We start from the raw sequence: 13073 nt of genomic DNA on the forward strand, positions 1-13073 counted from the left end.
TCCTCGGCACCGTCACGTCAACCGAATGCCGAAATTACTTCACAGAGGCAGGCTATGCCCAACCTAAATTCATCCCGCTCTAGCGTGAGCAAGCCGCAGAGGCGGGGCGACGTCCGCTCCTTCGGCCAAGCTTGGAAAATCGTCACCATTTGGCTGGCTTGCGGCTATTGCGCTAAGCGAACATATTCGGCCCAATCTCGCCACTGATCTCAATGATCACATCAGCCGGCAGGTTGTTTCTTCGGGCCGCGGCCCGAATGGCTTCAGGGTTAGCCGCCTCGTAAAGGCAATAGGTCTTTTTCCTGTCGGCGCTGAGGAAGGAGATGATCCACTGCACGCCTTCCTCGTCATTGATCAAATTGACCTTTTCGACCGAGTCCTTTGAAAGGTTAAGCTGTTCGGCAAAATCTCGTTCGATGACGTAGCGTGGCATGAGAAGGCTCCTTCTGAACCGTGTTGATGCCGGCGAAGCATGACCCAGCCCCTTAATGCAGGGTCGGTTGCAACCTCTTCTTCAAGCGGACCATATCCAGTTCGACCGCAGTTGCCGAGGCTTGTTCCGACAGTGACATTGCTCTCTCGATCGCTTTCTTGCTACCGATTTTCATAAGCAGGCTCGCATATTCGGCTTGTGCATGCGCGAGCCACGGTCTTGAACTGCTGGCTGCGTTCATCGCAAGTGCATGGTCGAAGTGCGCGGCGGCCTTCTCGAAGTCACCTAGCGAGGCGGACAACATTCCTAGATAGCGGCTCGCTGCTCCAAAGCAGACAGTTGCGACTCCCGCCGTGATGGTCATATCCTTGTAGGCGATCATAAGGTCGTAGATCGTTTGCGCCGCCTCTGTGTCGCCGAGGCTGATCGCGACTTCCGACATGAACGAGAGGGACGTGCTTCGCTTCGCATCTAGCGGCATTGCGAAACCGGTGCGAGCCAGCTCGCTCAGCCTACGCTGCGCTGCGTCCCGATAGCCCAAATCACATGCAACTAACGCAAAACCTGGCAACCAGGTGGTTTCATCGGGGTTCTCTTCGATCAAACGCTTCATGACCGGTGCGACCTCCGACAGGCGGCTCTGTTCACGTCGGATCGCGAACATCTGCATGCCGTAGACGCCCTCGACTTCCGCGCCATGCGTCTGTCTACCCATGCTCAGCGCTTCTCCTGCAAGTGCCTCAGCCGTCGTGAAACGTCCCTCAAGAATAGCCATCATGGCCCGCGCATGCCGAGCCATCCAAAGGAGGTGGAGCCGCTGGCGCAGCGTTCCGAGCTCTTCCAATCCATCGATCGCTAGATCGGCTCGAGCACGATTGCCCAATTCGGTGGAGACGTAAACGTCGAGCATTAGGGCTCGGCCCCGCATGTCGTCGTCGTTGATATCAGCCGAGAGGCGCTTTATTTCGTCTATGCGAGTAGTCCGATCGATTGCCTCCGCGGCAGACTTGACTGTCGTCGGGGTTAGGAAAGGCAAGACAGAGAGTTCCAAGAGGGAAGGTTTGTCATCAAGCTGCCGAGCCAGATGGACGCCCTCCTTATGGTATTTCGCGCTCTTCTTAGCGTCGCCAAGGTACGCATATGCGCGCGCAAGGCGGGTGAGAAGCTGGCAGCGCGAGTTCTGATCGTTGTGGTCAATCTTGCCCATCGCTTCTCTGAGTAGCTGGAGCGATTCGGCGAGCGGCTTCGAGGAAAGGAACTGGGCGGCATCAAAACCGAGCGCAGAGCGGATGAAGGCCTTGGTATCGCCAGCCTCGCGAGCCAGCCGCGCGGTCAGCTTGTATTTTGCAACGGAGTCCGACAACCGGCCTGCGGCGCTCAGTGCTTCGCAGAGTTTTAGGGTCGCCTCGAGCACCTCCTTTTGCCGAGCCCGTCCTTCCGGTAAGTGCTCCGCGATAGCAAGAGCGTTCTGAAAATGGTCGACCGCCTCATAGTTGGCTGATCGCCCCAGCGCGCGTTCGCCGGCCATCATCCAGTACGGGAGGGCAAGCTCGTTTTGCTGTCCCTTGACGTAGTGCTGGGCGATGAGCTCGGGCTGCGTGACGACGAGATCGGGATATGCGTCGATGAGGACCCTGGCTATGGCTTCATGATAGTGGCGGCGCCGCCGACTGAGAAGCGATTGGTACGCCGTATCCTGGATGAGCGCATGGCGGAAAACGAGCGCGTCCTGCAAAACGCCTCCAATCACGATGAGTTGGGTGGACATGAGCTGATGCAACGCGTCGTCGAGATCTCGTTCTTCGAGTCCAGCAACCTTCGAAAGTAGGCCGCGATCGAATTCCCTGCCTATCACAGAGGCAATTTGCGCGACTTCCTTGCCCGTCGCTGTCAAACGATCGAGTCGCGCCATAAGGGAGCCCTGCAGACTATCTGGGATCTCGACGTTGAGCGACGCCGCCTTTCCGCTCTCCATGATTGAGCGCGTCAGCTCTTCGACAAACAGCGGTACGCCGTCTGTTCGCTCGGCAATTCGGTCGGCAAGCTGATCGGGAATATCCGCGAGCATCGATTCAATCAGTTCTCGCATCTGTTGCTTCGTCAGACGGCCAATGGCGAGGGTCGTCACCTGAGCCAGTCCGGTTGCCCACCCGGCGGTCCATTCCGGTCGGTGCGTCACAACGACAAGGACGGCCGCACCATGCATACGGTTCACGACCTCTGTGAGAAATTCATTAGTCGACGGATCGATCCAGTGCGCATCCTCGACGACAAAGAGCACCGGCGCGATCTTCGCCGCGAGCAGCACCCGGTTCGCCAATGTGTGGACGCTGAGTTCCTTACGGTGTTGGGCGGAGAGGTCGAGCGGTTTGAACGCGTCGCCGAGGTCGAGCGAGAGCAGCTCGGCGTAGATCGATCCGACCTCCGAGGGATGTTCCCCGTAACGCTGAACAATCGCGCGAAATTTTTCATCGCGCATGGCTTGGTCGTCGGCGGATGAAAAGCCTGCAAGCCGGCTTAGGCGTTGGATGATGGGGTAGAAGGCTGAGGTGATGTGATAGGGGGAGCACTGCAACCGGATTAGCTCATGATGGCTCTCATGGAGCCGTTCCTCGAGCGCATCCACGAGGCGCGACTTCCCGATGCCCGCTTCTCCCGACACGAAAACCGCCTGGCCCTGGCCGGCTTCGGCCAACTCCCAGCGCTCGAGCAGAATGCCGATTTCGCTGGTTCGGCCGACGAACTTCGATAAAGCGCGGTCGTGCGCTGCGTCGAACCGGCTTTCCACCTCCCGCTCGCCACGAACCGCGAATAGGGCAATAGGCGATTTGAAGCCTTTCAACTCCTGCTCACCGAGGCTCTCGATCTCGAAGGACTGCCCGGCGAGCCGACGCGTGCTGTCGGCAACGACGATCTGACCGGGAGCGGCAGCGCTTTGCAGGCGCGCCGCGAGATTGGGGGTGTCCCCTGCGATTGAGGCGCGCTCGTTCACGCTGCTGCCCGCAATGTCGCCGACGACCACGTGGCCCGATGCGATGCCAATGCGCGCCTTCAGTTGCTCGCCGTCGGGCGATTGGAAGGCCTCGACTGCGGCGAGGGCCTGGAGGCCTGCCCGAATGGAACGCTCTGCGTGATCCTCGTAAGCCATCGGCCACCCGAAATAGGCAAGCACGCCGTCTCCGAGATATTTGGCGACATAGCCGCCAAAGCGGGTGATTGCGCCAGCGACGCTGTCCTGATAGCGGCGGGTGAGCTCGTGCATGTCTTCCGGGTCGAGCTGTGCCGATAGCGCTGTCGAGCCGACCAGGTCACAGAAGAGCACGCTGAGGAGCCGCCGGTCGGCAGTTGGTTCCTGCAGCACTTCGGTGGTCTGAGCTTCCGGCCTACCGACTGGAACCGAGGCAAGACGAGCTCCGTTGGGGTGGGGCTGTCCATGTCCATCGATCGCGGCCAGAATGATCTTCCGGTGCCCGAGCGAGACACCAAGCTCCTGGAGATCGGCGTCCGTGATATGGGGAAGCGCTCGAAGGTCGACGTCGTTTTCGAGGAACGCCTGCAGGTACTTGCCAAGACCGAGGTGGCTCAGCCAATCCTCAATTGTTTGCATCGAGCTTTCTCAAGCGGCACCGCGATCCAAACTAGCGCGAATCTCGTCGCGGCACCACCTTTCAGATCGGGAGATCGAGACGAGCAGTCGGCCGAAACTCCTCGATGGACCAGGACGGTCCGCGAAGGAGGCGCGGGATATCAATTTCGGTTGGACCACGCGTAGCTTTCGGCGCAAGATAAAGGTCGGGAAATCGAACGCCGCGGGTGACGCACGCAACTCTCAGGTGGGCTTCTTTGGAGGCTGGAATGGATAGTACGCAAATTGCGGAATTCGCGCAGAGTCTGCGGGGCCAACTCATCGGCGTCGGCGACGTTGGCTATGACGATGCCCGCAAGCTGTACAATGGCATGATCGACAAGCGGCCGCTGATTATTGCCCGGTGCGCCGATGCCGGAGACGTAATGGCCGCAGTGAACTTCGGCCGTGACAGCCGACTTCCGATCGCAATCCGCGGGGGTGGTCACAATGGACCGGGGTTCGGCAGCGTCGACGATGGCCTCGTGATCGACCTCTCGACTATGAGAGGCGTCCGATTCGATCCAAGGAACCGCACGGTGCGGGTCGGACCTGCTGCACGACTGGCGACGTTGACCATGCTACCCACGCTTTCGGCCAGGCAGTCCCCTTCGGGATCATCTCGACCACTGGGGTCGCCGGCCTGACACTGAGCGGCGGCCACGGCTACCTCAGCCGGCAATACGGGCTGGCCGTCGACAACCTCATCGAAGCCGATGTGGTGTTGGCCAACGGGAGTTTCATGACCGCCAGCGAAGCCGAGAATGCAGATCTCTTGTGGGCGCTTCGCGGCGGCGGAGGAAACTTCGGTCTCGCGACCAGTTTCCTGTTTCGTACGCACCCGGCGAAAATGCTCTATGGCGGACCGATCATCTTCGATGTTGGCGATACCGCTGAGGTGATGCGCTGGTATCGCGATTTCCAGGCGACAGCTCCGGAGGATTTCTACATCTTCCTCGGACTGCAATCGGTCCCTGGCGGCGCTACTTTCCCACCGGAGCACTGGAACAAACAGATGTGTGTCCTCCTTGTCGCGTATAACGGCGAGGGCGGCGAAACGGCCGTCAACGCCATCCGCGCGGCTCTCCCCAAGCCGCTGATCGACTGGGCCGGCCCGATCCCCTACACGCGGTTACAGACCTTGTTCGACGCGCTCTATCCGGCCGGGCTGCAATGGTATTGGAAGGGCGATTTTGTCCGGGCGCTGCCAGATGTCGCCATCGACGCCCATCTCCTGCATGCAAGCAAGGCAAGCCCGGGTTCGTGCATGCATCTTTACCCGATCGACGGCGCGGTGCATCGCCGGGGCAAGGCGGACAGGAACGCCCGCGATGTGACCTGGTCCATGGTGATCGCCGGGATAAATCCCGATCCGGGCATGGCGCCGGCCCTCAAGAAGTGGGCCACCGACTACTGGCAGGCTGTTCATCCGTTTGACCTAGGCGGCGCCTATCACAACTTCATGATGGATGATGAAGGCGATGAGCGTATCCAGGCGAGCTACGGCGACAATTATCCGCGCTCGCCGCGCTAAAGGGGAAGTTCGACCCTGCCAACCTTTTCCGCGTCAACCAAAACATCCGTCCCGCGACATAGATGCAGTAGAGGTATTCACGTCCGTACCGGGCCTAAGGCGGTCAATGTGCAAAGTCTCCTTTGCGCCAGCTTCAGACCTTGGTCCACCGGGCTGAACGTCCGCTATCGTTCTTCGGACGCCAAAAGCCGCCATTCCGCTTTCGGCCCAAAAGCCGCCAGTCTCAACGCGCAGCATATGAGTCATTGAGGCAAAACGTCGCCGCGGCCCGGAAGCAGACATCGCGGGTGACCATGATGGAGGTCGCGGTTGCGCTAGAAGCTGACGTTCCGTCAAACATCACTTTTTCGGAATTCAAGGCGAACGCTCGTAGCCGATTTTGTAACGTACCTAATCGGAGAAGGACTGTTTGCTGCTAGCTCTCGTAGGGACGGTGTGTATGGTCATGTCATTGGGCTTTCCCTATAATTCTATCCAGTGGAACAGGCTCAACATCTGGAACGGAAGTTGGTCGCTATCCTTGCCGCCGACGTGGTGGGGTACAGCCGCCTGATGGGTTTGGACGAGACGGGCACACTCACCCGGCTCAAGTCGCTTCGCCGCGAATTTATCGAACCGTCGATTGAGGGGTATCATGGCCGCATCGTCAAGCTCATGGGCGATGGGGCTTTGGTCGAGTTCGCCAGCGTTGTCGATGCGGTGGCTTGCGCCGTCGAAATCCAGCGGGTCACCTCGCAGCAGAACCTCAGTCTTCCCGAAGATACTCGGATCGTGTTCCGCATCGGGATCAACCTTGGTGATGTGATCATCGACAACGACGACGTCTACGGCGACGGGGTCAACATCGCGGCCCGGCTGGAGGGGCTGAGCGATCCTGGCGGCATCGTCATCTCGGGAACGGCCTACGATCAGGCCCATAACAAGCTCGGCCTAATCTTCAAGTCACTCGGCGAACAGCGCCTCAAGAACATTCCAGAACGGGTCCGCGCCTATCGCGTTCTGCTGGAACAGACCGGAGGAGCCAGGAAGTCGCGCTCTCGGCGGTGGCCTGTGATCGGCGCGGCGGCGCTCCTTCTGGCTCTGGCAGCGGGGATTGCCCTGATGCTTTGGCCGCAGGTAATTGGCCTCCTGCCTGGTCACGGTTCCCATCCGGCCGCTTCAACGCCCGGCAAACCTTCCATCGCCGTGTTGCCGTTTACCGATCTCGGCCAGAAAGCGGGGCAGGATTACTTTGCCGAGGGGCTCGCAGACGATCTCATCACCGATCTGTCCAAGATCTCCGGGCTCCTCGTCATCGCCCGCAACTCCGCGTTCTCCTTCAAGGATCGATCCCTCGACGTCGACGAGATCGCGGCCCAGTTGAACGTCCGCTACGTGGTCGAGGGCAGTGTCCGCCGGGAGGGCGATGCAGTCCGGATCAATGTTCAGCTCATCGATGCCAAAACGGGAAGCAACATCTGGGCCGAGCGCTACGACCGCGACTACTCCCGAATATTTGCGCTTCAGGACGAGGTGATCGGGCGCATCGTCGAGGCACTCTCGGTACGCCTGACGGAAGGCGAAAGGGCACAGATCGCTCGTCTCCCTACACGAAGCCTGGAGGCGTACGATTTCTACACCCGAGCCGAGCAGAAGGTTTACGTGGTCGACAACAGGTCTCTCGGCGAGACCCTGTCCCTGTATCAAAAGGCGATCAAGCTCGATCCTGTGTTTGCGGATGCTTACTCGGGCTATGCCCGCGCCACGGTGGACGTGCTCGGCTTCGACTACGGGCTGCTCATGCTTAGCGCCGTCGCTCGCCAGCGCGCCTATGAAGCGGCAGGGCGGGCGCTGGAGCTCAATCCCCAGTCATCGAGAGCATATGCTGTGCTCGGCATCCTGCAGATGCTGGATGGCGAATGGGTTCAGGCGGTCGCATCTGTTCGGAAAGCCGTCGAACTGGACCCGAACGGCGCGGAGGCAGAGCTTAACCTGGCCATCGTGCTCACCTACGCAGGACAGGGCCCGGAGGCGCTGGCTGCGATGGAGCGCGTGTTGCAAGTCGATCCCAAGCCGCGAGCGCAGGTCTTGGACTACTACGGCTTCGTGCTCTACATGAACCGCCAATACGAGAAGGCGTTGCGGGCGCTAAGCCAGGTTCAGCCGGAAGATCGCAGCGACCTCGGCCTCGAAACCCTGGCAATGGCAAATGCGCGGCTGGGCCGAATGGCCGAGGCGCACGACGCGGTTGCAGCAATCCTGAAAAAGATCCCCGAGCAGAATCTCGCCGCTTATCGTGTCGTCTATGCCCATCACCGGCGGCAACAGGACCTCGATCACCGGCTGGACGCCCTCCGCGCCGCCGGGATTCCCGAGCGGAGCTTCGATTATCGCGGGCGGGAAGAAGACCGCCTGGACGGTTCCCTCTTGCGCGCCCTGACAGGCGATCGGACATGGGTCGGACACCAACACAATGGTGCGCCGTTCGTCATGGAACTGAGTGCAAATGGAGATTTCGCCCTGAGTTCGCAAACCAGCATCATCACCGGCGCCTCCAGCTTGGAAGGCAGCTTCTTCTGCACGCAATCCACCGCGACCTTGCTCGGCCGCAAGTTCTGCGCCCCGGTCTATCGCAACCCCCAGGGGAGCAGCGAAACGCAGGACGAGTATGTTTGGCCGGACTCCGTCACCGTCTGGTATTTCTCAGTGTCTCAGTGACGTGCAGCATTCAACTTGCGGGCTCGCGACATGCGCCTCGGCTAGTTGGCGGCCGCTCTAGCCTCGAATTCCCTCGCCTCCACTGAGGCCCATTCGGCTTCCGCCTTCGCAATGACAGGCGCTGGGTTGGCATCGAAGTCTTCCTCCAGGCCCTCCTTTCCGGAGAAAAGGAAGAGCTTGCCATCGACGATGCGGAACGCTTCCGGGTCAAGGTTCGCAGATGCCTCCTTCGCCGACATTCCCCCGGTGCAGAAGCCGCCGAATTGAGGGGCATAGCGCACAGGCTCGGAAATAAAGGCATCGCGGTGCTCGGCGCTGGCGAAGTACCACGTCGCCCCAAGCCATTTCTTCGAGATCTTGGGCGAACCCATCGTTGCGCGACCGTCCGTGAAGTACGCCACCGGATCGTAGCCCAGTATGGCGACGTTGCCGAAATATCCGGTGTTCACTCCATCGCCGGCGTAGGATGCGCTAGTGCCGAAGAGCAGAATGGAGGCGGCGGCTACCCCCGCGCAAAGCAAACTGTCAAACGTGGAACGGTTCTCTGTCATGTTCTTCTCCCGTAACCCTACTCGATGTCAGTTGCCGAGGGCGATGCACACCTTGTACGACGACCCCATCGTTTCCTTGGGTTGGCATTTTGCGCCGTGCTTCTTGAGCAAGACCATTACATCTGCGCTCTGAAAGAACGTCGCGCGGCTGAGAGGCGTGTAGCCGTATTCCTGGATTGCCTCGACCTGTGCTCCGTGCGCGATCAACAGCTCCGCAATGGCCGTCTGGTTCTCTTCTGCTGCTACATGCAGCGGCGTAATCTTGTGCGTGCTCAACGCATCGACCTCGGCCCCGTGGTCGAGCAGCAATTTAGCTATGTCCAGGCTTCCTGAATAGGCTGCGGCATGGAGGGCAGTGAAGCCGCGGTCGTTGCGGGCTTCGATGTCGGCCTTGGCCTCGATCAACACTATGGCGACCTCGGTCTTGCCGGCAAGTGCTGCATCGATCAGCGGGGTCTGTCGGCTTTCGTCGCGATTGTTGACGTCGGCGCCTTGTGCCAGGAGTTCGGCGATCTTGGCGGCGTCGCCCTCCCGCGCAGCGTCGTGGAGCGGCCCGGCAGTCACCGCACCGGCGGCAATTCCGAGCCAGGAAATATACGCAACGAGCGCAGCAATGCAGACAAGCCGATCCGAGCCTATTCCGAGGGGCGTGGCCCTCAGCGAGGCCATCAGCAACCGCATTCGCTTGGTGACGGTCACGACAAAACCTCCGGGCGACGTTCGCTCGCAGACCGATTTATCAAATACTGTACTCCATTCGGCGCGCGGGGGCTATGGATTCCGTCATTTCACCAAAGGGCAATCGGCGATGCGATTTAGGAGATTCTTTGCTCTAGAAGGCAGCCTCCCGCGGTTCTGTCGCAGCGCATTGCGTCCGCGCCGTTTCCATGATGCCCAAGCGCTCAAAATGTCCGCTGTCGAAGATTCGCAGCCTGAAGCTGCCAGTCCGCAGTCGGCCCCACTATTCTCCTTAACGTTTGTGCCCTGGCCAACTAGTAGTAGCCAGAGGAGAAACGATATGGGACATTCGCAGTATGACTTCGCCGAACAAGGCCGTCCCGCTTGGAATGCAGGCAAGAGAGTAGGCGTATTTTGCCTTTCCCAGTCGGGTCGATCATGCTGGCCATTTGAGTACCAGGCAGTATGCGCGCTTGGTCGATGAATGGGTTTCGGCGGTTGGCCTTCGCCGTGAGGATTATGGCACCCATTCGCTTCGTCGTACCAAGGCCTCCATCATCTATAAGGCCACCGGGAATCTCCGAGCAATTCAAATTCTGCTTGGCCACACCAAGATTGAGAACACCGTCCGGTATCTCGGCGTCGACGTCGAGGATGCACTGACGCTGGCCGAGGGAACTGAAATCTGAAAGAGGACGACCTCGCGAGAGCGGGGTCGTCATCGCTTCGTGTTCGGCCCAGCGGCTTTGCGCCTAATCTCGGTCGTTGCGGACAGATCTGCCACGGATTGAAAGCGGACATCGCGGCGACCACGCTGGGCGTCGCTCGCGACTCAGCGCGATCAAAGCCACCACGGCCGAACAAGAGTCGCCACCGTACGCCCGATTTGGATTGTGCGTCAGTGCATTGGCAAGATGTTCTGGTTGAGGCGGAACAGATTGTCCGGATCGTATCTGTGCTTGATCTTGGCGAGCCTCGCGTAGGCTTCGGCTCCGAAGGCGTCGCGCACGAGATCCGCTCCTTCTCCATGGCCAGGGAAGTTCAGATAGAGGCGCCCGGTCGAGTAGCGCTGCATGTCCTGCCAGAAGCTGCGAACCCAGCCGATGTTCGCATCGTCCTCATCAGCGCCTGGCCAGATGGCGTCGAGGCTGAGCATGAAGGTCATGGAGCGGTCGCCGAAGGCGGTCGCATCGGCAGCAACGCGCTGGACGAAACCGCCAAACTTCCAGATCGAGGCGAAGGTCATTTCGGAGGGGCGCTTCGCCATCCGTGCGGTGATCTCCTCGATGACCTCGTCGTCGAGGCGCGAGAGGTAGGTAGATTTCCAGTAGCAGCGGTCGCGGCCTTTCGGGAACAGCCCGTCATAGAGCGACTGGATGGTGCGATACGGCATGCGGCTGCTGAAATCGACAAGCGGTTCCCCAAAACTGCGCAACGGCGCCACGACCCGCTCGCCCTCGTCGGCCGGTCCGTCATAGACATGCGCGAGCGCCAGGACGCGCCGGCCCCTTGCATGCTCGGGAATCGAAGGATCGTCGGGCAGGGTGGAGAACTCGGCCAGGCCACTCAGGCGATCAGGTGCGGTCTGCATGAAGTCGCGCCAGAGGGGAATGATCTCGTTGGCGCGCTCTTCGGGATAGGCTGGACCGCACAACATCAGCTCCGGTTCGATCGGGTGCAGCTTGAACTCGAAGCTCGTCACCACGCCGAAATTGCCGCCGCCGCCGCGCAGCGCCCAGAAGAGATCCGGGTTCTGCGTCGCGTCGGCATGGATGAGGCGGCCATCGGCGGTCACCAGATCGGCGGCCAGCAGATTGTCGACACTGAGGCCGTGGCTGCCGCGCAGCCAGCCGATGCCGCCAGAAAGCGTCAGGCCGGCAACGCCCGTCACCGAGATGAGCCCCCCCGGCGTGGCGCGGCCAAGCGGGGTGGTGGCGGCATCGACATCGGCCCAGGTGGCGCCGCCCTCGACGAAGGCACGGTCGAGGCCCGGCGCGACCCGCACGCCCGTCATCAGCGACATGTCGATCATCAGCCCGCCGTCGCAGACGGCGTAGCCTGCAACATTGTGGCCGCCCGAGCGGATTGCGATCGCCAGCCGCTGCTCACGCCCGAAATTCACCGACGCCACGACATCGGCAGCATTCCGGCAGCGCGCGATGAGGGCCGGACGGCGGTCGATCATTCCGTTCCAGACGACCCGCGTCGCGTCATAGGTCGGGTTCGACGGCTCCAGCACCTCGCCGCGCAAGATGGAACGGAAGCTTTCGATGCTCGATGGTGTAAGGGTAGCGGTGGCGGCCATGGGGCGGTCTCCTCGTTTCACGCACGCTAGCGCGGCGCGGGCACGGCCACTAAAGTCGAAAATGCTGAAAGGCGGTCATTTCTGCCATGGTTGAACAGGCCGGCCCATTGAATGTGGCGATCCTTGCCGCTCCGGAGGCTACCGTCTCCACGATCTACGGGATGTTCGACTTGTTTTCCTCGCCCGGCAGGGATTTCCTGTTCATCACCAGCGGAGCCGCGGGCACGCCGCGCATGCGGCCCTATGTGGTTGCCGGGGACGGCAGCCCGTTTCGCGCGGCAAACGGCATCTGGGTGCGCCCAGATCACAGCCTTGCCGATTGCCCACCACCCGACATCGTCTGTATTCCAGATTTCTTCGTCAATCCGGGCGAAAGCATTGCCGGGCAGTATGACGCCGAAGCCGCGTGGCTGAAGCGAGCGCATGACGACGGCGCGATGCTGGCCAGCGCCTGTTCGGGCGCGGTGCTACTCGGCGAGGCCGGGCTGCTCGACAATCGCGAGGCCACCATTCACTGGGGCTATGTCGAGACGCTCACGAACAACTATCCCGGCGTGAAGGTGAGGCCGGATCAGTCGCTCGTGCTGAGCGGCGAGGCCCAGCGCATCGTCATGGCCGGAGGTGGCTCGAGCTGGCAGGATCTCGCCCTCTATCTGATCGCGCGCTTCGTCAGCCTCAGGGAGGCGATGGAGGTCGCCAAGGTCTATTTGCTGCAGTGGCACGATATGGGACAGCAGCCCTTCGCTGCGCTCATGTGCTTTCGCCAGACCGACGACGCGGTGATCAACCGCTGTCAGAAATGGGCCGAACACAACTACCGGATGCACTCGCCCGTCGCCGCAATGACCAAGCTGTCAGGCCTGTCCGAGCGCTCCTTCGTGCGCCGCTTCGCCAAGGCCACGGAAATGAAGGCAATCGACTACATCCACGCGCTCCGGCTCGAGCAGGCCAAGCAGCTGCTGGAGACCGGCGATCTCCCGGTCGAAGCGGTGGCGAGTGAAGTCGGCTATGAGGATGCGAGTTTTTTCGGGCGTCTCTTCCGCCGCAAGGTCGGGGTGACGCCGGCGCAATATCGCATTCGCTTCGGTGCTCTCCGGCGAGCGCTGAGCCGCGATTGAATCTCAACCGTCGCAGCCAGATGCCCATATTCCGCTTTGCGCCTCACTGCACGAACCCGCTCCGCGGGAGGGGCGCCTCGTTCTGCGATGGCGCGATATTCATAGACCTTGAGCGGGTAGAGGCGTCGATCT

General features: G+C 61.0%; 8 protein-coding genes and 3 pseudogenes. 6 read left to right on the forward strand and 5 right to left on the reverse strand.

The genetic code is table 11. From position 1 onward, the window contains the following. Window positions 1–172 precede the first annotated feature (172 nt). Both NKH52_RS34340 and NKH52_RS34345 read right to left on the reverse strand, forming a co-directional pair. Entirely contained in the window at window positions 173–433 is a 261-nt protein-coding gene (locus NKH52_RS34340; protein WP_352736711.1) for a DUF4242 domain-containing protein, read from the reverse strand. Between the two features lie 52 nt (window positions 434–485). Further along, window positions 486–4040 (reverse strand): adenylate/guanylate cyclase domain-containing protein, encoded by a 3555-nt coding sequence (locus NKH52_RS34345; RefSeq protein WP_352736713.1) that lies wholly within the window; start codon window positions 4038–4040, stop codon window positions 486–488. A gap of 404 nt (window positions 4041–4444) precedes the next feature. Here NKH52_RS34345 and NKH52_RS34350 point away from each other — a divergent pair. The 4 genes and pseudogenes from NKH52_RS34350 to NKH52_RS34365 form a co-directional block, all read left to right on the forward strand. Then, window positions 4445–4749 (forward strand): annotated as a pseudogene (locus tag NKH52_RS34350) (FAD-binding protein); the annotation flags it as partial. A gap of 51 nt (window positions 4750–4800) precedes the next feature. Then, window positions 4801–5592 (forward strand): FAD-binding oxidoreductase, encoded by a 792-nt coding sequence (locus NKH52_RS34355; RefSeq protein ID WP_352736725.1) that lies wholly within the window; start codon window positions 4801–4803, stop codon window positions 5590–5592. A gap of 14 nt (window positions 5593–5606) precedes the next feature. Continuing rightward, window positions 5607–5654: pseudogene (locus tag NKH52_RS34360) on the forward strand (hypothetical protein); the annotation flags it as partial. Between the two features lie 445 nt (window positions 5655–6099). Continuing rightward, window positions 6100–8289, forward strand: a complete 2190-nt coding sequence (locus NKH52_RS34365; RefSeq protein WP_352736715.1) for an adenylate/guanylate cyclase domain-containing protein — start codon at window positions 6100–6102, stop codon at window positions 8287–8289. Between the two features lie 41 nt (window positions 8290–8330). Here NKH52_RS34365 and NKH52_RS34370 read toward each other — a convergent pair whose 3' ends face one another. Then, window positions 8331–8840 carry a YHS domain-containing (seleno)protein gene (locus tag NKH52_RS34370; RefSeq protein WP_352736717.1) on the reverse strand — a complete coding sequence of 170 codons (510 nt, stop codon included), beginning with the start codon at window positions 8838–8840 and terminating at the stop codon, window positions 8331–8333. A 27-nt stretch (window positions 8841–8867) separates the two neighbouring features. Further along, entirely contained in the window at window positions 8868–9539 is a 672-nt protein-coding gene (locus NKH52_RS34375) for an ankyrin repeat domain-containing protein (RefSeq protein ID WP_352736719.1), read from the reverse strand. Window positions 9540–9931: 392 nt separating this feature from the next. On the opposite strand from NKH52_RS34375, the pseudogene NKH52_RS35570 reads away from it, so the two are divergent. Further along, a pseudogene (locus tag NKH52_RS35570) lies at window positions 9932–10207 on the forward strand (tyrosine-type recombinase/integrase); the annotation flags it as partial. A 209-nt stretch (window positions 10208–10416) separates the two neighbouring features. On the opposite strand, the gene NKH52_RS34385 reads toward NKH52_RS35570, so the two are convergent. Further along, window positions 10417–11823: an FAD-binding oxidoreductase gene (locus NKH52_RS34385; RefSeq protein ID WP_352736721.1), complete on the reverse strand. Its 1407-nt coding sequence runs from the start codon at window positions 11821–11823 to the stop codon at window positions 10417–10419. Between the two features lie 86 nt (window positions 11824–11909). Here NKH52_RS34385 and NKH52_RS34390 point away from each other — a divergent pair, with 86 nt between their 5' ends. Continuing rightward, the gene (locus NKH52_RS34390; RefSeq protein ID WP_352736723.1) at window positions 11910–12941 is read left to right on the forward strand and encodes a GlxA family transcriptional regulator; all 1032 of its coding nucleotides are present in this window, start codon (window positions 11910–11912) and stop codon (window positions 12939–12941) included. The last annotated feature ends 132 nt before the right edge of the window (window positions 12942–13073 follow it).

The organism is Mesorhizobium sp. M1066, assembly GCF_040318635.1.
Taxonomy (GTDB): domain Bacteria; phylum Pseudomonadota; class Alphaproteobacteria; order Rhizobiales; family Rhizobiaceae; genus Mesorhizobium.

What these genes read in the sequence shown, in the direction of transcription:
- NKH52_RS34385 (WP_352736721.1), bottom strand. Translation starts at nt 11,823, where the DNA reads ATGGCCGCCACCGCTACCCTTACACCATCGAGCATCGAAAGCTTCCGT.
- NKH52_RS34390 (WP_352736723.1), top strand. Translation starts at nt 11,910, where the DNA reads ATGGTTGAACAGGCCGGCCCATTGAATGTGGCGATCCTTGCCGCTCCG.
- NKH52_RS34345 (WP_352736713.1), bottom strand. Translation starts at nt 4,040, where the DNA reads ATGCAAACAATTGAGGATTGGCTGAGCCACCTCGGTCTTGGCAAGTAC.
- NKH52_RS34355 (WP_352736725.1), top strand. Translation starts at nt 4,801, where the DNA reads ATGACCGCCAGCGAAGCCGAGAATGCAGATCTCTTGTGGGCGCTTCGC.
- NKH52_RS34340 (WP_352736711.1), bottom strand. Translation starts at nt 433, where the DNA reads ATGCCACGCTACGTCATCGAACGAGATTTTGCCGAACAGCTTAACCTT.
- NKH52_RS34370 (WP_352736717.1), bottom strand. Translation starts at nt 8,840, where the DNA reads ATGACAGAGAACCGTTCCACGTTTGACAGTTTGCTTTGCGCGGGGGTA.